Here is a 19591-nt window from a genome sequence, read left to right on the forward strand (position 1 = left end):
CCGGTCACGCCGCCGGACGGCGCAGCGTCAGACGCGCCGCCTCCACCGTGAGGCCGGGGCCGAAGGCGAGGGCGGCCACGCGGTCTCCGTCGCCGCGGGAGGCGTCGGCGAGCAGGTCGCGGAGGATGAACAGCAGCGTGGCGCTCGACATGTTTCCGTGCTGGCGCAGCACCTCTCGCGAGGGGGCGAGGGCCGCAGCATCGAGGGAGAGCGCACTCTCGACGCGGTCGAGGATGCTCCGCCCTCCGGGGTGCACCGCCCACGCGTCGATGTCGTCGAGGTCGCCGATCACATTCGCGGCGATCGCGGAGATCTCGCGACCGATGATGCGGGGCACCTCGGGGGTGAGGGTCATCTCGAACCCGGAGTCGCCCACCGTCCAGGCCATGTCTTTCTCGCCCTGGTCTACGAGGTGCGTGGCGAAGCCCTCGAGGTCGAGGCCCTCGTGGTCGGTATCTGCGGATGCCACGACCGCCGCTCCCGCTCCGTCGGCGAACACCGAGGCTGCGACGATCTGGTCGGGGTGGGACGAGGTCTGCCAATGCAGGGAACACAGCTCGGTGCACGCGACGAGCACGACCGCGGCGGGGTCGTCGCCGACGATGCGTGCGGCCAGCCGCAGGGCAGGGATGGCCGCCGCGCACCCGATGAAGCCGAGGTGGTAGCGCTCGACCGCGGGAGAGAGCCCGAGATCGCGCACCAGGTGGTAGTCGGGGCCCGGTGCGAACATGCCGGTGCACGAGACGGTCACGACGTGGGAGATGGCATCCGTGGTCCGTCCCGAACCTGCGATGGCAGCGCGAGAGGCCTCGGCGAACAGCGGTGGAGCGGTGCGACGGTACTCGTCGTTGCGCGCGCCGGTCGGGGGCATGAGGAGCGTGTCGCCGTCGCGGACCTCGAGTGCGTCCCCCTGCCCGCCCGCGAGTTGGGGGAGGACCACGTGCCGGGTGTCGATGGCCGCGGCATCGAAGGCGGCCCCCACGAGCCGCTGGGCCTTGCGGTCGAAACCGGGCTGTGCGGCGAACAGGTCACGCAGGGTCGACTGGTCGACACGAGTGTCGGGCAGGGCCGTGCCGATCGAGAGGATACGGGCGGTCATGCCTCACTGTAGACACGGCGCCGCCGCCCTTCGTCGGGGATGGCGCCGTGTCGGCACGCCGTCTATGGTGCGCCGGGCTCAGGCCGCCAGCATGCGCGACACGAGCAGGTCCTCGACCGTCGCTCGGTAGTCGGCGATCATGCGGCCCCGGTCCATGCGGGCCCGGGCCGCGAGGGCGGCTGCGCGCAGCGCCGGGCCGAGGGCGAGGGCGTCTCCCCAGGCCTGGACGATCGCGTCGACGTCGCGCGCCGTCACCAGGCCGAACCCCTCGACGAGGCGCGCGGCGTCTCCGACGTCGGTGGTCACCGGAACGGCTCCGGATGCCGCTCCCTCGACGAGGCAGAGGGGAGAGGCCTCGCCGAAGGCGCTCGTCAAAGCGATGACGTCGGCGATGCGGTACAGCTCAGGCATGTCCTCGCGAAGGCCCAGGGCGTGCAGGGGCACGCCGTCGTCGACGCCGCTGTCGGCGAGGAGCGAGACGAAGGCCGGGTTGGTGCGGGTCATGCCCGATCCGCACACGACGTACTGCGTCCCGGGCGCCGTGCGCGCGTGCGCCGCGACGGCCCGGAGGAACAGTCCGGGGTCCTTCATCGCATCGAAGCGCGCGGCCAGCAGCACCACGGGGGCGGAGTCCGGGATGCCGAGCCCCGCGCGGATCCGTCGCCGCTCGGCGCGCGTGCCGGGGCGGAAGCGGCGGGTGTCGATGCCGTTGTCGATGACCCAGGCCTCACAGGCCGAGACGCCGGCGCGCGCGTAGGCGCGGGAGGTCGACTCCGCGCAGGAGATCGTCGCCGTGACTGCCCCGCAGGAAGCCGACTCGACGAGCCAGCCGAGGGCGGGGCCGGAGTGGGTGGGGTCGGAGCGGTGCAGGCAGGCGGCGATCGCGCGGTCGGGCAGCATGCCCGCGCGCTCGAGGGCGACGACCAGGCTGAGTGGCTGCTCTTTCAGCGAGAGGATGACGTCGGCCTCCGCGAACAGGCGCGCGGCGTGCGTGAGCTCGTCCCTCGTGTACTCGTCGGGGCCCGGGGGGCGGTCACCGGCGACGCGATCGAACGTGTCGATGCGGACCCCGCGCTCCTGCAGACGACGAAACCGGGTGTCGTCGTGCGCGAACTGCAGGGACGCGTCCCGCCGTGCGGCGGACGTCAGCGACAGCACACGGTGCTCCTGCGTTCCGTCGGCCGCGAGCCCCTCGACGACATCGGAATGGAGGATTCGCGCGCCTCCGGCGAAGAAGCCTTCGTAGAGCGAGAGCACACGCACGGGTCGAGTCATCGAGGTCGCTTTCCAAGCCGGGATCCACTACCGCGGGTGCGGTCGTCCCATGCTGGAGCCTCGACCAGGTGCGGCGGGTTACACCGTGGAGACCATCGTGTGAACGCCCGGACACGAGCCGACGCGCCGACCTCCGGGGGAAGAAGCCGACGCGCCGGGTGAAGGGGCGGTGGAATCAGGCGCGGAGTGCGTCCGCCATCGCCTCACCGGCCGAGCCCGTGCGCGACCAGGGCCACCGCCTCGCCGTGCGCGGCGCGGGTGCTTCCTCGATCGAGCGCGGCCCGATGCCGTTGCCCATCGCGGCCGTCATGGCGATGCTCCACACCGAGCCCGTCTGTCGTCCGCTCTGCTGTCCGTGGATCATGGTGTTCTCCTTACTCCCGTCTCCCGACGGCGCTGTGTCCGTCATAGACCCGGGGGGAGGGGCGTGAGACCGGCTTGACAGGAGTCTCGACGTACCCATCACCCGGTCCGCCGCGTGTCGAGCGGCCGGTGGAGCATCCTGCGCCGCTCCGTGCAAGCGGACTGGACACTGGGCCGGAGTGGGTACGATCATGGGTCGTGCACTCGTCCCCCGAAACTTCGTCTCGCCCCGCGCCGGGGTCGGAGGTCGGCCGCGCCCTCCTCGCCTACGGCGAAGCCCGCCGGGTCGCCGCCGCGGAAGCGCGTCGTGAGCTGTCCTTGAACGAGCTCGACGCTCGCGCCCTGCTGTTCGTCGCCGAGAATCCCGGGGCTCGGCCCTCGCACGTTCGTGACCACCTCGGTATCACCTCGGCCGGCGTCACCACGCTCATCGACCGCCTCGTGCAGCGCGGTGCCGTGCGGCGCGACCTCGACGAACAAGATCGTCGGGTGAACCACATCACGGTGATCATCGACCTCGACAGTGCGCCGTGGTCACAGCTTCGCGCCTTCGACACCGCCGTCGAAGCGGCGATCGCCGACGTGGATCCCGTCGATGCCAAACGGCTCGCCGAAGTCCTCGACCGCATCACCGCGCGAGCCGTGAGCTGAGCTTCTTCGACTCGACCCGTCGCGCCCGGCGGCCTCAGACGTTCGCGAGAAAAGCCTCGGATCGTGCCTGGAGGAAAGAACACAACGCCGACAACGTCGCCAATTCACCCGACAGCGCCATGACGCGACCGGCCGGCAGGGGAGCGGCGTCTTCGCGGGGCTCGAACGTCACGGCCCATTCGGTGGAGTGCAGCTCGGGGCCGGGGGCGATGAAGAACGTCGTCGAAACGCTCTTCAGTCGGGCGGCGATGAGTCCCGCATCGGCGCCGTCGTCGAGGTCCTGGGGAATGACGCGCAGCATGTCGGCGTCGTCGTAGCCGAGCGCTCGGAAATCGTCGACCCAGCTTTGCAGCGTGGTGGTCGTGCGAAATGGCATGAGAGCTCCCTTCCCTGGCGGACGCCGGGTAGGCCCCGTCCTATTATGGGCCGCACCAGGCGCCCCGGGCGGGGTCACGAGCTCCGTCTCGAGGCGCCTGCCGACCACCGCGCCGGGGAACGGAGAGCGGTCAGGATGCAGCGAGTTGCTGCTCGGGGATGATGGCCGGTCGACGTACGTCGGGTCAATCTGCACGGAGTCCATCTTTCGCATTTCGGATGCCGATTGACGTACGCGGTCCGAATCCGCCGAAATGCGCATTGCAATTCCTATGAGCGATAGCGTGGAATGCGGATGGGGGGCATCCACGACGCCGCGGTCTCTTCGGCTGAGCGTGTGAGAGCGTTCCCATAGTGGCCCCCGCCACTGAGCGCAATGGTCTTGCCGCACATCCTCGGACTATTTAGGAAAAAGGCGTGGAGCATACGAACATCGAAACCCGCGACGCCGAGACGGTGGAGCACCTGTGGCAGACCGTCGTTCCCGGAGCGCGCATCTCGCGCGCCGAGGTGATCCAGCCGGCTCTCGCCTGGCATGCGGCCTCCGAGCCCGGTTTCGCTTTCTGCGATTACACGATCGGTTCGACGATGATCGTCGAGTCCGATCCGCGCGATCAGGTCGTGGTCGGTCGTATCGCCGGTCCCCGGGTATCGGGTACCTATCGTCGCGAGCGCATCGACACGGCGGTGCCGTTCATGGTCGTCGACCGCCCTCTCGAGATCGCCTTCACCGGGCGCATCGCCGGTACCGCCGTCTCGTTCGCGCGCTCCGACTTCGACGAAGCCGCTCGGCGGCTGTCGGGCGACGACACCCTGCGCGTCCGGCCGACAGGGTACGCGCCGGTGAGCGAGCAGCGCCTGCGCTACTGGTCGCGCACGTGGGAGTACGCCCGCGACGTGCTGCTGCGCTCACCCGAACGAACCCCGATCATCGAGCAGCAGGCCCGCACCCTTTTGCTGGAGGCCTCGCTCCTCGCCTTCCCGACGACCTTCACCGAGGCCCTCGCGGCCGGCCGCCCCTCGCGGCCGCTGCCCGCCCCGGTGCGAAGGGCCAAGGCGTACGTCGAGGCGCACGCGGCAGAGCCCGTGGTGCTGGCGGATATCGCGCAGGCGGCTCGTCTGTCGCCGCGCGGCCTGCAGTACGCGTTCCGCGCGGCCACCGGACGAACCCCGATGCAGTACCTGCGCCGCGTGCGTCTGGACGCCGCACGCGCCGAGTTGCGCAGCGCCGACCCGTCGGTCGAGACGGTCGCGGCGATCGCGGCACGGTGGGGGTTCTCGAACCTCGGGCGCTTCGCCGCGATGTATCGCGGGGAGTTCGGCGAGACGCCGTCGATGACGCTGCGGTCCTGAGGGCGGCGGGCTCGCGTCGAGCGGGATCCACCGGCGGGCTCGTGGCCCCGGCGTCACCCTTCGAGGCGAGCGCGGGGTCAGTGTCCCGCGCCGAGCCCTCCGCTCAGGCGCGCGTGCAGTCGGGCGGCGGTGTCGTTCATGCCCTCGATCTCGACCGTCGTGCCGAGGTGCGCGTACTTCGTCTGCACCGCGTCGAGAGCTGCAACCGTGGACGCGTCCCAGACGTGCGAGCGCGAAAGGTCGATGACGACCCGCCGAGGGTCGTCGTGGTACGCGAACTTCGTGGTCAGGTCGTTGCTCGAGGCGAAGAACAGCTCGCCCTCCACGGTGTAGCGAGCGGTGTCGCCCTCCACGGACCGCGTCACCGCGGTGACGCTCGCGACCCGTCGTGCGAAGAGCACCGCGGCGGCGATCACGCCCACACCCACGCCGATCGCGAGATTGTGCGTCCACACCGTCACGGCGACCGTGAGCACCATCACGATCGTCTCGCTCAGCGGCATCCGGCGAAGGGTGGAGGGGCGGATGCTGTGCCAGTCGAAGGTGGCGATCGATACGACGATCATCACGGCCACGAGCACCGCCATCGGAACGACGGCGACCACGTCGCCGAAGGCCAGCACGAGCACGAGCAGGAAGACGCCGGCCAGGAAGGTCGAGATGCGGGTGCGCGCTCCCGAGGCCTTCACGTTGATCATCGTCTGGCCGATCATGGCGCAGCCGCCCATTCCGCCGAACAGCCCCGACAGCAGGTTCGCCGCCCCCTGGCCGAGGGACTCGCGCGTCTTCGACGAGGGGGTGTCGGTGATGTCGTCGACGAGGGCCGCGGTCATGAGCGATTCGAGAAGGCCGACGATCGCCATGGCGACGGCGAAGGGCAGGATGATCGCGAGCGTCTCGCCGGTGAGCGGCACGTTCGGAACAAGCAGGGCGGGCAGGCTCTCGGGCAGGGCGCCCTGGTCGCCCACGGTGGGCACCGAGATGCCGAAGACGACCGCGGCTGCGGTGAGCAGGACGATCGCGACCAGCGGCGCCGGGACGACCTTGGTCACGCGCGGCAGCAGATACATGATCGCCAGCCCCGCCGCCGCGATCGGGTAGACCGCCCAGGGCACGCCGATCAGCTGCGGCACCTGGGCGACGAAGATCAGGATCGCGAGGGCGTTGACGAAGCCCACCATGACGCTGCGGGGAATGAATCGCATGAGCTTGGCGACCCCGAGAATGCCGAGGATGACCTGCAGGATGCCGCCCAGGATCACCGTCGCGAGCAGGTAGTCGGCCCCGTGCTCGCGGGCCACGGGGGCGATGACCAGGGCGATCGCGCCGGTGGCGGCGGTGATCATGGCGGGGCGGCCGCCGAGGAAGGCGATCGCCACGGCCATCACGAACGATGAGAAGAGCCCGAGGCGCGGGTCGACCCCGGCGATGATCGAGAAGGCGATCGCCTCGGGGATGAGGGCGATGGCGACGACGAGGCCGGCCAGCACCTCGCGGGTCAGCAGGCGAGGCGAACGCAGGGCCTGCAGGACGGTGGGCTCGGTGCGCGGGCGCGCGGGGGCAGAGGTCATGGTGATGCTCCGGGGTGGGGGAGGGGTCCGCTTCAACGCGGGGAAGAATAGGGGGGTCGCGATCGCGACCTATCGAACTCTACCGTAACGAGAGGGTTGCGGGATCGGGGATGGCATGACCGACGTGCGGCCGATGCAGATCGGCGAACTCGCCGAGCGGACGGGGCTGTCGATCCGCACCCTTCGCCACTACGACGAGATCGGGCTGCTCCGCCCCTCGGCGCGCAGCGAGGGCGGGTTCCGGCTCTACACGGCCGACGACGAGTCGCGGTTGCTTCTCATCCGCCGGATGAAGCCGCTCGGATACTCCCTCGAGCAGATGGGGGAGCTGCTCGCCGTGGTCGACGGACTCACCGAGGCCCCGGGCGATTCCGCTCTGGTGGCCCGTCTCGCCGACATTCGCGACGAGGCGCATCGCCGTCGCGAAGACCTGCGGCGCCAGCTCGCCGCCGCCGACGAGTTCGTCAGCCAGCTGGAGGCGCGATGACCGCTCACGACATCACGCTCGAGGGTCACGGCATCCGTCTGACCCCGGCGGAGCCGGCGGACGCGGCGCAGGCGTGGCCGCTGACCGACGCGGAGCTCTGGGGTCGCATGACGACCCCGTGGGCGGATTCGGTCGAGGCCTACGCCGCTCGGGTCGAGCAGCAGGTCGCGACGCCGGGGCTGTACGCCTTCACCGTGCGCGACGCCGAGACGCGAGAGGTTCGCGGTGCGACGACGTTCTACGAGTACGTGCCGCCGCAGAGGCGGGTCGAGATCGGGACGACCTGGTACGGCCGCGCCTTCCAGGGTGGGCGCACGAACCCCGCCGCGAAGCTGCTGCTGCTCGCCCACGCCTTCGACCAGTGGCAGGTGAACCGGGTGGCGCTGCGCTGCGACGCGCGGAACGAGCGCAGTGCGCGCGCGATCGAGCGCCTCGGCGCGACGCGAGAGGGGCGGCTCCGGCGGCACCGCATCGCACCCGACGGCAGTGTGTCGGACACGCTGTACTTCTCGATCCTCCGCGAGGAGTGGCCGGCCGTGCGCGCGGGTCTCGAGGGGCGTCTGGGCGGCTGACCCGCCCTCGCGAGCAGGCTCGCGCGGCGGAGGATGCCCGCGCGCGAGCGGAACGTTCTCCGCGGGCGAGGTGAGCGGGATGCTCAGCCGGCCGCAGCCTCGGCTGCCCGGCGGCGCGCGAACTCCCGCGCCTCGGTGAACAGCTCGAGGTCGATCTGCACGTGCCGGCGGGCCAGCTCGGCGGCCTGTTCGGGCGAGGCCTGAACGATCGCATCGACGATCGCGTCGTGCTCTCGCGCCGCGCGCGTCTCCATGCGGCGATGACTGCCGCGATCGCCCCACGGGTGCGCGGGTGCCGACAGTGACAGATGGCGCTCGTGCTCGAGCAGGATGTCGCGCAGCGCGGTGTTGTGCGCCGCCTCGATGATCGCGAGGTGCAGCAGGCTGTCGGCGCGCTGCTTGGGGTCGCCCGACTCGGCGGAGTGGAACTCGGCGAGGCGCTCACGCATGACGGCGATGTCGGCGTCGCTGCGCCGCTCGGCGGCGAGGCGCGCGAGCGAGGAGTGCAGCATCGAGCTCGCGGTGCACGCGTCGACCAGGTCGCTCCAGCGCTCCTCGAACCAGCGGTCGACGCCGACGACGATGGAGGCGGGCCACTCCTCGGCGACGAACGTGCCGCCCCCGCGCCCCCGACGCCGTTCGATCAGACCCCTCGTGGACAGGTCGTCGAGGGCCGCGCGCACCGTCGTCCGGCCGACGCCCAGGAGGGGCGAGAGGTCGCGTTCGGCGGGCAGGCGGGTACCCGGGAGGAACTCGCCCACCGCGACGGCGGTGATCAATCGCTCGGTCACGCGCTCCACCAGGGAGGCGTCGTCGGTGTCGGCCATGGGCTCCCGTCGTTTCTCCCATGTTAAATCCGGAGAAAAGGTTTGCCAACGCACCTTTAAGGGTCCACGATGACTGCATGCAGCGCGAGATCACCGTTCCCTTCCACGACGGCTTCACCTGGGCCCGACTCACCGAACCGGCCGAGCCCTCCGGGAATGCCCCCCTCTTCGTCCTCCACGGCGGGCCGGGGATGGCGCACGACTACGTCTCGAACCTGGACGCCCTCGCCGATCTGACCGGGCGCACCGTCGTGCACTACGACCAGATCGGCTGCGGCAAGAGCTCGCACCACCCCGACGCGCCGACCTCCCAGTGGGTGCCGCAGCTGTTCGTCGACGAGTTCCACAACCTCCAGCGCGCGCTCGGCTTCGACGAGTACCACGTGCTCGGGCAGTCCTGGGGCGGCATGCTCGGAGCCGAGATCGCCGTCCGCCAGCCCGCGGGGCTGCGGAGCCTGGAGATCTGCAACTCCCCGGCATCCATGGCCCTCTGGCTCGCGGGGGCGGCCCGCCTCCGTGCCGAGCTCCCCGCACGAGCCCGCGAGGCGCTCGACCGCCACGAAGCCGCGGGTACCCTCGACGACCCGGAGTACGCGGAGGCCACCCGCGTGTTCTACGAGCGGCACGTCTGCCGAGTGACCCCCATGCCGCAGGACTTCGTCGACAGCGAGCAGCAGATGCTCGCCGACCCGACCGTCTACTTCACGATGAACGGCCCGAACGAGTTCCACGTCGTCGGCACCGGTCGCGACTGGACGATCATCGACCGTCTGCCCCGGGTCGCCGTGCCCACGCTCGTGGTCGCCGGCGAGTTCGACGAGGCCACGCCCGAGACCTGGGAGCCCTTCGTCGAGCGCATCCCCGGCGCCCGGTCGCACGTCTTCGCCGGGGCGAGCCACTGCACCCACCTCGAGATGCCCGAGGCCTTCCGCGCGGTCATCGCCGACTTCCTCGCACCCCTTCCCTGACGACGTACCCCGACCCCCACCCGAACCAGGAGACCCGATGTCGCATCACGCCCCCGAGGCCCAGCAGTCGCTGGAGTCCTTCGGCTACAAGCAGGAGCTCAAGCGCTCCATGTCCACCCTCGACCTCGTGGTCTACGGTCTCGTCTTCATGGTGCCCATCGCGCCGTGGGCGATCTTCGGCGTCGTGTTCAACGCCGCCAGCGGCATGGTGCCGTTGGTCTACCTCACCGGGGTCATCGCGATGATCTTCACCGCCCTCGCCTATGCGCAGATGTCGAAGGCGTTCCCGATCGCGGGCTCGGTGTTCTCGTACGTCGGTCGGGGTCTGCACCCCACCGTGGGCTTCTTCGCCGGGTGGGCGATCCTGCTCGACTACCTGCTCGTGCCGACCCTGCTCTACGTCTTCGCGGCGTCGTCGATGGCGGGGATCTTCCCCGATGTCCCGCAGTGGATCTGGGCCGTGGTCTTCGTCGTCGTCAACACCGTGATCAACGTCCTCGGCATCGGCTCCATCAAGATCGCGAACCGCGTCATGCTCGCCATCCAGCTCGCCTTCGTGGTGATCTTCGTCGTCATCGCGATGATCGCGCTCTCGTCCGGCACGATCCCGGGCGCCGAGTTCACGATGGCACCGCTCTGGGATGCCGAGAAGGTCAACCCCGCCCTCATCGCCACCGCCCTCTCGATCGCGGTGCTGAGCTTCCTCGGCTTCGACGGCATCTCGACGATGGCCGAGGAGTCCACGGGGGACCGGAAGTCCGGCGGACGCGCGATGATCATCGCCCTGCTCGTGGTCGCGGTGCTCTTCATCGCGCAGACGTGGTTCGCGAGCGCCCTGGCCGCCGGCACCATCGAGTTCGGCGACGACGAGGTCAACAACGCGTTCTTCCTGCTGGTGGCCAAGGCCGCCGGCAGCGGGTGGGCCACGGCGTTCCTCGCGGTCAACGTCATCGCGGTGGGTATCGCCAACGCGGTGGCGGCGCAGGCCGCGACCTCGCGCCTGCTGTACTCGATGAGCCGTGACCGGCGCCTCCCCGCCTTCCTGTCGAAGGTGACCTCTCGCCAGGTTCCGATGGCCGCCATCCTGATGGTCAGCGCCATCTCGCTGGTGCTCGTGCTGTTCTTCGTCGGCCAGATCGCCGTGATCTCGTCGCTGGTGAACTTCGGCGCTCTGCTCGGCTTCATGCTGCTGCACGTGTCGGTGGCGGCGTACTACCTCGGCAAGAAGAAGTCGAAGAACTATCTGCTGCACCTCGTCGTGCCGCTGGTCGGGTTCCTCATCATCGGTTACGTGCTGCTCAACGCGGACATGACCGCCAAGGTCGGCGGCATCCTGTGGCTCGTCGTCGGGGGGATCGTGTACCTGATCTTCGCTCGCAAGCACGGGGGAGCCGCTGATCCTCTGCCCGAGCACGCCACGTCCACCGCCGGTGAAGGCGGGGGAGAGGTGGCCCCTCGATGACCGTCGACCACTGGCTCGGCAAGGATCACGGTCGTCCCGGCTACGACGCATCGGTGCCTCCGGTGCTGCGCCTACGGCCCGGGACCGGTGAGACGATCGCCTTCGAGACCGACGACGCGGTCTACGCCGAGCTCCACGACCACGGTGATCTCGGTGCGCTACGGGCGCCGATCAACCCGGTGACCGGGCCCGTGTACGTCGAGGGCGCCAAGCCGGGCGATGCCCTCGCCGTGCACGTGCACGAGATCCGCCTCGGCGACTACGGCTGGTCGCAGAGCCTCCCCGGCGCGGGCGCGCTGCAGCACCGCATGCCCGACCACGTCATCAGCCGTCGCATCCCGATCGACGCCGAGGGCGTGCATCTCACCGACCGGCACGTGGTTCCCGCGCGACCCATGATCGGGTGCATCGGAACGGCTCCCGCGTCGGGGCGCAACTCCACCGTGATGCCCACGACCGCTCTCGGCGGCAACATGGATCTCACCGACGTCGCTCCGGGGGCCACGGTCTACCTGCCCGTCGAGGTCGAGGGCGCGCTCCTGTCGATCGGCGACATCCACGCCGTGATGGCCCGCGGCGAGTCGTCGTTCGTCGCCATCGAGGCGGCGGGCGTCGCCGTGGTCTCGATCGATCTCATCGCGGATGCCGCTCTGCGGGCGCCCCGGGTCGAGACCGACGAGGAGTGGATCTTCGTCGGCCTCGGAGACCCGGTCCAGGAGAGCATCCGGCGCGGGTACGAAGACGTCTTCGACGAGCTCGTCGACGCGCGGGGATGGGACCGCATGGATGCCTACGCGGTCATGAGCGCGCTCGTGCACAGCGAGCTGGGCGGCCCGACCGGCTCCGAGGCGCCCGACCCGCTGCACCCGTTCCGGGCGGTGGGGGCGGTGACGCTGCACAGGTTGCCGAAAAGCGTGCTCTGACATACTGCGCCGGTGACCGACGCTTCCGACCCCGCCGCGAGGGGTGTTTCGCATGGCTGATCTCGACTTCGTGCTGCGCCTGCTGCTGGCAGCGGGGTGCGGCGTGCTCATCGGCTTGGAGCGGCAGTATCGCTCCCGCACGGCGGGCCTTCGCACGCAGGCGCTCGTGGCCATGGGAGCTGCCGCTTTCGTCCTCTTCGGCAGCGAGCTGGGGGTGGGCCAGGGCTCGCTGCAGATCGCCGCCTACGTCGTCTCGGGAGTCGGTTTTCTCGGCGGTGGTGTGATCCTCCGGCAGGGCCTGTCCGTGCAGGGACTCAACACCGCTGCGACCCTGTGGTGCTCGGCGGCCGTCGGCTGCCTGGCCGCGGGCGGGCTGGTGGTGCCGGCGCTGACGATGACGGCGCTGGTACTCCTCGTGCACGTCCTCCTCCGCCCGCTCGGTCGCCTCGTCGACCGCGCCCCCGACGCCAACGCCGAGACGATCGGGGCATTCGTCCTCACGGTGCGCGCGCTCGAGGAGCGCGAGCAAGAAGTGCGCGAGCTGCTCTCCGACACCCTGGAGTCACCCGATGTCCTCGTGCTCGCGATGTCGAGCCACGAAGACGACGGCGTCGATGAGGAGCCGGCGGGCGTGATCCTCGACGCCGAACTGCTCATCGAGGGAGACGCGCCCGAGTTCCTGGATGCCGTGACCACCCGGCTTTCGCGCGACACCGGTGTGCGCGCGATGTCGTGGAGGGCGGAGGACAGCCCGATCACCGTCCGAACCCGGCGCCGATTCGGGCGGGGCTGAGCGACGTGTAAGATCGTCCCTTGGAAGTGTGTCCGAGCGGCCTAAGGAGCATGGCTGGAATCCATGTAGGCGGGGTAACTCGCCTCGCAGGTTCAAATCCTGTCACTTCCGCCACGAGATGAGCCTCACCCTAAGGGGTGGGGCTCATCTCGCATGATGCGGGTCCCTCATAAGACATGGTTTACCCAGAGATCTCAGGTCAGGTCGGGGCGTATCGCCAAGCGTTGGATCTCGTCGGCTGACCAGTCCGCGCGCGTCTCGTCGTCCGGCAACGTGACGACTTTGTCGAACATGCGAACGAGGGGTCCGAGATCTTGCTGATCGGACCCGGCGCGCGCCGCGAGATGGTTCTCGTCACCGTGGACGGGGCGCCAGTCGAGTTGCCACCCCGCGGCTAGTGCGACGCGATTCCAGTAGATGCGCTGCACTCGTCCGTTGCCCTCTCTGAAGGGGTGGATGTAGTTGATTTTCTCGTAGTGATGGGCAATATGCTCGACGAACTCGTCGCGGCGTAGTCCGGAGAGATGATTGTCCTCGGCGAGTGCCGCGAAGCAGATGCTGGCGGCGTGCTCAATGTAGCCGACGGGGAGGAAGAACTCGGCGCCAGGAACATTCTTCCGTACGTCGATCGTCCTCACCTGCCCAGCTCAGTCGTAGATGTCCTGGAAGAGGTGAAGGTGGATCCGTTGCAGCTCGCGCAGATCGTTTGTCGCCGGAACCGGTTCATCCAGCAGCTGCAGTGCTCTCACGAAGGAGAGGTCTGCCTCGGCGGCGCTGAGATCAGCTGCGGAGGTGAGCCCGAGGAGGTTCCTCAGGACGTTGGTTCCCGGTATCAGATACGGATCGACGACTTCAGGAGAGGCCATACCTGCTGCGCACCCGGTCGACAAGCTCAGTCGAGTCGATCTTCCCGGCAACATACGCATCGGCGTCGGTGAGGGTCGCCTTGCTGATACTCAGTCCCTCGATCTCGGCGCTGTGGATCGCCGCCTCGACGCTCTTCGCCCGCACTGCGGTGGTCTCCATCTCGACTCCCGTCCCGTTCGTCACAGTCTACGAGCGACGGCTGACTCTCGACTGGACCCCAGACCTCCTGATCAATTCGGTGGGGTCGCACCAGGCGCGCGGTTCGTTCGGAGCAGCTGCTGAACTTCGGCGAGCGAGACCGAGCGTTTCGATGTGCCCCGTCTCTCAACCCAGCTGAACCCGCCTCCGAAATACTTCCCGGTAGCAAGAGTGCCGCCAAGGACTAAATGGGGGAGGTGCTCGGCGGGCTGTGGGGGGATATAGACAACGAGAACGCGATGATCGCCGCGCTCAATCACTTCGACCCTCAGATCCCGAGGGTGAGGTGTGATGTATCGATTGATGATCTCTTCGACGCGAGGGACTGCCGCATCGATGTTCCGAATGCCGTCCACGTTAGTGATCACATCACGATCAAACTCGTCCCGCGTTGTCGTGAACCCGACGACAATGACGCCGCCCGCCGGTGAGTTGGCGAAGCTCGCGACATCGAGGGCAAGTTCGAATTGACCGGCTGCGCTGTCCACACCCCACAGCTTTGCCTTTGCCTCTAGCCATGATGATTCTGGTACTCCCCGGAATGACTCCCACGCGTGGGAAAGGAGGGACTGCATCGCGCCGTGTGGAGAGTCGACAGACAGCATCGTTCCGCGGACGCTCGCGATGACCCGCATGCAATCACGTGCGAGCTCGCGCATCTCGACGCCAACGTCTGGGGTGAACGTCACCTCAATTTCGTCGCCTTCCGAGTGAGAACGGAAGGTGGCCGACTCGAAATGGAGGCTTCGCCACGAGCTCGCGCTTCGCCTCATCATCGATTCGACTTCGTCGGCGTCATCCATCGGCGGAAATTCTATGGATAGCGAGACGCGGTTGGGCGCGGTGTCAAACCACATGGCTTCACCTCCCCCCGTGCGATCCCTCATTCGTCTGCGAAGCGGGTCTGGTGGGAGGCCGAGGGCTTCTTCCGCGGATGCTGAGAACACAATCAGCGCTGCTTCGCCGGAGAGGTAGGGCGCGACCGACTCGAGCACCGCTCCAACACGGAGTGTCGCGATGGCGTCAAGGTGCACGTCTATGTCCGCATAGCAACCCACCGTTACTCCGTTCGGGAACGTGAATTGGCGCATACTGCAATTCTCGCGCGGCGTGCCTATACCGGCGATCGAGGATGTCCGTGTCCGCGGTCTAGGCGTGTGCGGCCGGCAGTGACTCGTCAGACGGCGGTGGTCTCTCGCTGGATCGCTTCGGCGCCGGGCCGAACGACGAGCGAGCGAGGGTACGCCCGCGCGAGGAACCGGCGCAGCGGTGCCGTTCTCTCATCGAGAGCCGCACGCACGCCCGTGACGGCGGCGACGAGACCGGGTCCCCGAGCGGGGTCGAAGCTGTCGCCCGCGTAGCTCACCCGTTCGACGGCCTCGCGGAGAAGACCGACGTCGTTGGACGGTGCGCCATGCTCCTCGACGAGCAGCACCGCGAAGGCGCGCGGAGACAGCGCGGACGAGACCGGGATGCCGAGATCCACCGCGTCCTCGAGCATCGCCGTCCACGCGGCCACCGGGTCGCCCGCGCGCGCGGCGGCGAGGCGTCGGCGACGCCGCACGATCCGGGCGACGGCCGGGACCCCGGCGAGCACCAGCAGCACGAGGATCCCGAGGACCGGGGCGACCCACGCGGTGCTCTGCCGCGCGGCGACTGAACCACCGCCGGTGGACTGCGCCCCGGGGTCGTTCTCGGCGGCCTCCGACGGCGCCGACGAGGGCTGATCGGCCGGGGCCTCGGCATCCTGGCTCGGGGTGTTCGGGGTGGTCGTGTTGTTCCCGGAGGAGCCCGAGGCGAAGTTCGTGGGGACGCCGAGGCTGTTCGTCGGCTCGAAGGGCACCCATCCGATGCCTTCGAAGTACACCTCGGGCCACGAATGCAGCTGACTCGAGCTGACCGAGTATTCGGTGCCGCCCTGCTGGGGGATGCTCGAGGCCGTGCCGGGAAGGTAGCCGATGACGATGCGCGCCGGGATGCCGAGGGTGCGGGCCATGACGGCGAAGGCCGAGGCGTAGTGCACGCAGTACCCGGCGCGCACCTGCAGGAACTGCGCCACGGCGTCGAGGCCCGCTCCGTCGAACCCGGAATCGACGGGGGCGTCGAGCGAGTAGCGGAACTGGCTGCCGCGGAACCAGTTCTGCAGGGTCACGAGCTTGTCGTAGGGCGTCTGCGCGTTCGCGGTGACCTCACGGGCGGTGTCGCCGATGACGGCGGGCACGTCGGCGGGGAGCGCGGTCAGCGCGGGGTCGAGGTCCGTTCCGCCGACGGTCTTGGAACGGATCTGCTCGAGGGTCGGGCGGGGGACGCTCGCCTGCACCTCGTAGACCTGCTCGCGTGTGGATCCGGCGCGGGTCACCACCGTGCGGTTCTGCGGCATGCCCAGCCAGTCGCCGTTCAGGCCCGTCACCGTCGAGGCCGGGTACGGCACCGGCAGCCAGGGGCTGTCGAGCTGGTCGACGGTGACCGTGGTCGTCCAATCGGCCAGGGCGACGTCGCCGTCGACGCCCACGCGGTCGAACACCGCGCCGTCGGAGGGCAGCGGGACGGTGTCGAAGCTGTCGGGCTGCCAGACGGCACCGTCGAAGCGCGACAGGGTGACCGCGCGCAGGTACGGCGCCGTCGGACCCGTCGTGCGCACCTTCAGCACCTCGACGTCGCGCGGCTGCCGCAGGTCGTTGCCGAGCTCGAGGTTGGGGTTGATCGTCGTACCCAGGCCGCCCGTGCCGCCGCTGGCGAACCGCAGGCCCGGCTGCGGGAGCAGGGGGGTCGCGACCACGGCGACGATCACGGCGACGGCCGCGACGCCCAGAGCCGTCGCCGAGACCCCGAAGAGACGGCGGCCCTGCGCGGAGCGAGCGCGATCGTCCCGGCGCGCGGAAGCCGCGGCACGGGCTCGCGTGTCGATGCGGAGCAGGAACAGCAGAGCGGCCGCCAGCGCCACGAAGCTTGCGACGTCGACGTCGGAGGGGATCGCGATCGTCGGGATGAGCGAGACGGCGACCAGGCCCACTCCGGCGAGCAACGGCATCCGGGCGGTCAGGACGACGTGGTCGAGGACGATGGCGAGCGCGCCGATCGCGGCGATCAAGAGGAACGCCAAGCCCTCATCCGGCGGGACGGGGGCGACGCCGTCGCGGATCTCCGCCGAGGCCTGGGCGACGAGCCCGGGTACCGAGGCGAAGGTCGAGGGGGTGGGGATGACACCGAACAGGGCCGTGGAGCGGCCGAAGATCGCCGTGAGCAGCACGATCCACACGACCACCTCCGCGATGCTCGCCACCAGGGCGGGCAGCCGCGACAGACGGACGATCAGCCCCGCGCCGAGTGAGCCTCCGGCGACGAGAACGGCCCCCGCGACCCAGGCGCCCGGGGCGATGACCGAGAAGACCGGCAGCATCGCGGCGGCGATCGCGGCGCACAGACCGATGGTCAGCAGGGTCGCGTCGCGGCGACGGCGGGGAGTGCGCAGCACGGTGAGATCAGCGACCGACACGGGCGTACCCCTGTTCCATCGCGTCGTCCCAGGCGAGGGCCACGTCCGCCCCCGGGCGCAGGTGCGCCGCGCGCCAGCCGGCGGTCCGCACGGCATCGAGCTGCGCGTGCTCGGCCACCACGATCAGTACGGGAAGGGCCGAGTGCGTGCCGACCGCCCCGAGGGCCGCGTGGTCCTCGGGCTGCAGGTTCCCCGTGATGACGACGACGGGACCCAGCAGAGCCGAGACGGTCACCGGCACCACGCGGTGGGACGCGTCGTCGGCGCGCGCCCTCAGGCTCGCGAAACCCGCGGCGGCCGCTCGCGCCTCGACGTCGTCGCCGCCTTCGACCGGGTCGGTGAGAAGAGTGCCGTCGCTGTCGACGACGTCGACGGTGTACCCCTCGTGCACGAGGTGGGCGACCGCCGAGACGCACGCGGTCACCGCCGTCTCGAAAGCGGGGTCGCTGCCGGGAGCGTGGGCGGCCAGCGGCGACCACCGCGAGAGCGCGCGGTCGATCACCACGGTGGCGGCCGGCGAGGACTCCTGCTCCTCCTGGCGCACCATCAGCGTGTCGCGGTGGGCGGTGGCCCGCCAGTGGATGCGACGCATCGAATCGCCCGGCGCGTAGGGACGGGCGACGAGGTTGTCGGCCCCCTGTCCCAGCTGCAGGGCCGCGGTCTGGCGCGTGCCGCCCGCCTCACCCGACGCCGAGGGGAGCGGAGCCAGATCGACGATCGCCGGGGCCACCGTCACGGAGGTCGCCCGGCCGAGGGCGATGCGACGGCGCACCAGGCCGAAGGGATCGGTGGTCGTCACTTCGAGAGGACCGATCGAGTGGATGCCGCGCGAAGCGCCGACCACGTCGTAGCGCACCTCGACCGTGCCCGCTGCACCCGAGAGCGTCGAGGCGATGGGTGCCGAGGTCCCCCGGGCATGGCCGGTGAGTCCCGCCGGAAGCGTGTCGCTCCATCGTCCGGGACCGGTGGGGAGGGCGCTGGAGAGCGTCGTCCGCACCACGACGGTCGCCGGACCTCCGACCTCGGGGGTCTCGGGCGTCACCACACGTGAGACCGACCCCGTGCCGCGCGTCAGCAGCAGCGCGATCGCCGACACCGCCAGCAGAGCCACGAGCAGGGTGGCGAAGTACAGCAGTTCCGGGATGCCGGCGCGCTGCGCGATCACGAACCCGGCGACGGCGAGGAGGACGGCCCCCGTGCCCCGCAGGGTGAAGGGCCACAGGCGCTTCACGCCGGTGCTCACGGCCGCGGGGCGAGAGGAACGCGCACGCTCGTCGCGATGCGCTCGAGCGCGTCGGCGACGACCGCGGCCCCGGCCCGCCCGCCCGCGGCCGAACGGTTGGCGATCAGGCGGTGCGCGAAGACCGGTGACAGCAGAGCGGTGATGTCATCGGGGATGACGTACGCGCGCCCGTCGAGAGCGGCGCGCACCTTGGCGGCGCGCACGAGCTGCAGGGTCGCGCGCGGGCTCGCCCCCAGACGGATGTCGGGGTGACTGCGGGTGGCTTGCGCGAGGGCGACGACGTAGTCCTCGAGAGCGGGAGCCACGTGCACGCCACGTGCCCAGGCGATCAGCGCGGTCACCTGACGCGCGGTCACGACCGGTGTCAGGGCGTCGAGAGGGTTCACCGCGTCGCGCTGGCGGAGCATGAGCGCCTCGGCCGCGGCATCCGGGTATCCCATCGAGATCCGCAGCAGGAAACGGTCGCGCTGGGCCTCGGGGAGCACGTACGTGCCCTCCATCTCGAACGGGTTCTGGGTCGCGACGACGAGGAACGGCGAGGGGAGCACGTGCGTGCGGCCGTCGACCGTGACCTGGCGCTCCTCCATGGCCTCGAGCAGCGACGACTGCGTCTTGGGGGAGGAGCGGTTGATCTCGTCGGCGATGACGATGTGCGCGAACACCGCGCCCGGGGTGAACTCGAACTGCCGCTGCACGGGGTTGAAGACCGACACGCCGGTGATGTCGCCCGGCAGGAGGTCGGGAGTGAACTGGATGCGGCGCACGTCCGCGTCGACCGTGGCAGCCAGTGCCCGCGCGAGCATCGTCTTGCCGACGCCCGGGACGTCTTCGATCAGCAGATGGCCCTCGGCGAGCAGCGCGATGAGGGCGCTGCGCACGGCGTCCGGCTTGCCGTCGATGACGGTCGACACCGAGGCCAGAATGTCCCCGGTCAGCCGGGCGAAAGACGCCGCGTCGAGAGGGGTGTCGACACCGGGCCGAGCCGAGCCGGTGGGGGTGTCTGCGCGGCGCAGCCGCGTGGTCGCCTCGGGCGTGACGGTCTCGTCCATGGCATCTCTCTTGTCGCGG

At 69.9% G+C, this 19591-nt stretch carries 21 protein-coding genes and 1 tRNA gene; 9 read left to right on the forward strand and 13 right to left on the reverse strand.

Annotated features, from left to right (window positions below):
• Window positions 1–4 precede the first annotated feature (4 nt).
• From AB6V29_RS05710 to AB6V29_RS05720, 3 genes are all read right to left on the reverse strand, one after another.
• Window positions 5–1099 (reverse strand): type III polyketide synthase, encoded by a 1095-nt coding sequence (locus AB6V29_RS05710; protein ID WP_369357484.1) that lies wholly within the window; start codon window positions 1097–1099, stop codon window positions 5–7.
• Between the two features lie 78 nt (window positions 1100–1177).
• Entirely contained in the window at window positions 1178–2374 is a 1197-nt protein-coding gene (locus tag AB6V29_RS05715; protein ID WP_369357486.1) for a glycosyltransferase, read from the reverse strand.
• A 175-nt stretch (window positions 2375–2549) separates the two neighbouring features.
• Entirely contained in the window at window positions 2550–2738 is a 189-nt protein-coding gene (locus AB6V29_RS05720) for a hypothetical protein (RefSeq protein ID WP_369357487.1), read from the reverse strand.
• 197 nt (window positions 2739–2935) lie between these two features.
• Between AB6V29_RS05720 and AB6V29_RS05725 the strand changes: the two genes are divergently transcribed.
• The gene (locus AB6V29_RS05725) at window positions 2936–3388 is read left to right on the forward strand and encodes a MarR family winged helix-turn-helix transcriptional regulator (protein ID WP_210073517.1); all 453 of its coding nucleotides are present in this window, start codon (window positions 2936–2938) and stop codon (window positions 3386–3388) included.
• A 34-nt stretch (window positions 3389–3422) separates the two neighbouring features.
• Here AB6V29_RS05725 and AB6V29_RS05730 read toward each other — a convergent pair whose 3' ends face one another.
• Window positions 3423–3764, reverse strand: coding sequence for a hypothetical protein (locus tag AB6V29_RS05730; protein ID WP_307312888.1), 342 nt, complete (start codon window positions 3762–3764; stop codon window positions 3423–3425).
• Window positions 3765–4180: 416 nt separating this feature from the next.
• On the opposite strand from AB6V29_RS05730, the gene AB6V29_RS05735 reads away from it, so the two are divergent.
• Window positions 4181–5116 (forward strand): AraC family transcriptional regulator, encoded by a 936-nt coding sequence (locus AB6V29_RS05735; RefSeq protein WP_210073521.1) that lies wholly within the window; start codon window positions 4181–4183, stop codon window positions 5114–5116.
• Window positions 5117–5193: 77 nt separating this feature from the next.
• On the opposite strand, the gene AB6V29_RS05740 is transcribed toward AB6V29_RS05735, so the two are convergent.
• The gene (locus AB6V29_RS05740) at window positions 5194–6687 is read right to left on the reverse strand and encodes a SulP family inorganic anion transporter (RefSeq protein ID WP_369357490.1); all 1494 of its coding nucleotides are present in this window, start codon (window positions 6685–6687) and stop codon (window positions 5194–5196) included.
• Between the two features lie 115 nt (window positions 6688–6802).
• Between AB6V29_RS05740 and AB6V29_RS05745 the strand changes: the two genes are divergently transcribed.
• Window positions 6803–7174 (forward strand): MerR family transcriptional regulator, encoded by a 372-nt coding sequence (locus tag AB6V29_RS05745; RefSeq protein WP_307312885.1) that lies wholly within the window; start codon window positions 6803–6805, stop codon window positions 7172–7174.
• Window positions 7171–7746 (forward strand): GNAT family N-acetyltransferase, encoded by a 576-nt coding sequence (locus tag AB6V29_RS05750; RefSeq protein ID WP_369357492.1) that lies wholly within the window; start codon window positions 7171–7173, stop codon window positions 7744–7746. Before AB6V29_RS05745 ends, AB6V29_RS05750 begins: the two co-directional genes overlap by 4 nt.
• 83 nt (window positions 7747–7829) lie before the next feature.
• On the opposite strand, the gene AB6V29_RS05755 is transcribed toward AB6V29_RS05750, so the two are convergent.
• Window positions 7830–8573 (reverse strand): FadR/GntR family transcriptional regulator, encoded by a 744-nt coding sequence (locus AB6V29_RS05755; RefSeq protein WP_307312883.1) that lies wholly within the window; start codon window positions 8571–8573, stop codon window positions 7830–7832.
• 77 nt (window positions 8574–8650) lie between these two features.
• On the opposite strand from AB6V29_RS05755, the gene AB6V29_RS05760 reads away from it, so the two are divergent.
• From AB6V29_RS05760 to AB6V29_RS05780, 5 genes are all read left to right on the forward strand, one after another.
• Window positions 8651–9541, forward strand: coding sequence for a proline iminopeptidase-family hydrolase (locus AB6V29_RS05760; RefSeq protein WP_369357495.1), 891 nt, complete (start codon window positions 8651–8653; stop codon window positions 9539–9541).
• A gap of 37 nt (window positions 9542–9578) precedes the next feature.
• On the forward strand, window positions 9579–11003 hold the full coding sequence (locus AB6V29_RS05765; RefSeq protein ID WP_307312880.1) for an APC family permease: 1425 nt from the start codon (window positions 9579–9581) through the stop codon (window positions 11001–11003).
• Window positions 11000–11926 (forward strand): acetamidase/formamidase family protein, encoded by a 927-nt coding sequence (locus AB6V29_RS05770; RefSeq protein ID WP_307312879.1) that lies wholly within the window; start codon window positions 11000–11002, stop codon window positions 11924–11926. Before AB6V29_RS05765 ends, AB6V29_RS05770 begins: the two co-directional genes overlap by 4 nt.
• 52 nt (window positions 11927–11978) lie before the next feature.
• The gene (locus tag AB6V29_RS05775; protein WP_210073536.1) at window positions 11979–12719 is read left to right on the forward strand and encodes an MgtC/SapB family protein; all 741 of its coding nucleotides are present in this window, start codon (window positions 11979–11981) and stop codon (window positions 12717–12719) included.
• 22 nt (window positions 12720–12741) lie between these two features.
• Window positions 12742–12833, forward strand: a tRNA-Ser gene (locus AB6V29_RS05780).
• An 80-nt stretch (window positions 12834–12913) separates the two neighbouring features.
• On the opposite strand, the gene AB6V29_RS05785 is transcribed toward AB6V29_RS05780, so the two are convergent.
• The 7 genes from AB6V29_RS05785 to AB6V29_RS05815 form a co-directional block, all read right to left on the reverse strand.
• Entirely contained in the window at window positions 12914–13357 is a 444-nt protein-coding gene (locus tag AB6V29_RS05785; RefSeq protein WP_369357498.1) for a Fic/DOC family protein, read from the reverse strand.
• A gap of 9 nt (window positions 13358–13366) precedes the next feature.
• The gene (locus tag AB6V29_RS05790) at window positions 13367–13585 is read right to left on the reverse strand and encodes a hypothetical protein (protein ID WP_369357500.1); all 219 of its coding nucleotides are present in this window, start codon (window positions 13583–13585) and stop codon (window positions 13367–13369) included.
• The gene (locus AB6V29_RS05795) at window positions 13572–13745 is read right to left on the reverse strand and encodes an antitoxin VbhA family protein (protein ID WP_267787761.1); all 174 of its coding nucleotides are present in this window, start codon (window positions 13743–13745) and stop codon (window positions 13572–13574) included. Before AB6V29_RS05795 ends, AB6V29_RS05790 begins: the two co-directional genes overlap by 14 nt.
• Before the next feature lie 71 nt (window positions 13746–13816).
• On the reverse strand, window positions 13817–14875 hold the full coding sequence (locus AB6V29_RS05800; RefSeq protein WP_369357502.1) for a helix-turn-helix domain-containing protein: 1059 nt from the start codon (window positions 14873–14875) through the stop codon (window positions 13817–13819).
• An 86-nt stretch (window positions 14876–14961) separates the two neighbouring features.
• Complete coding sequence (locus AB6V29_RS05805) at window positions 14962–17280, reverse strand: DUF3488 and DUF4129 domain-containing transglutaminase family protein (protein ID WP_369357504.1); 2319 nt, start codon at window positions 17278–17280, stop codon at window positions 14962–14964.
• Window positions 17267–18523 carry a DUF58 domain-containing protein gene (locus tag AB6V29_RS05810; RefSeq protein WP_369357506.1) on the reverse strand — a complete coding sequence of 419 codons (1257 nt, stop codon included), beginning with the start codon at window positions 18521–18523 and terminating at the stop codon, window positions 17267–17269. The genes AB6V29_RS05805 and AB6V29_RS05810 overlap by 14 nt, the downstream gene beginning before the upstream one ends.
• Window positions 18520–19572 carry a MoxR family ATPase gene (locus tag AB6V29_RS05815; RefSeq protein WP_307312873.1) on the reverse strand — a complete coding sequence of 351 codons (1053 nt, stop codon included), beginning with the start codon at window positions 19570–19572 and terminating at the stop codon, window positions 18520–18522. The genes AB6V29_RS05810 and AB6V29_RS05815 overlap by 4 nt, the downstream gene beginning before the upstream one ends.
• Between the last annotated feature and the right edge of the window lie 19 nt (window positions 19573–19591).

This window comes from Microbacterium sp. 20-116, assembly GCF_041079415.1.
In the GTDB taxonomy this organism is placed as follows: Bacteria; Actinomycetota; Actinomycetes; order Actinomycetales; family Microbacteriaceae; genus Microbacterium.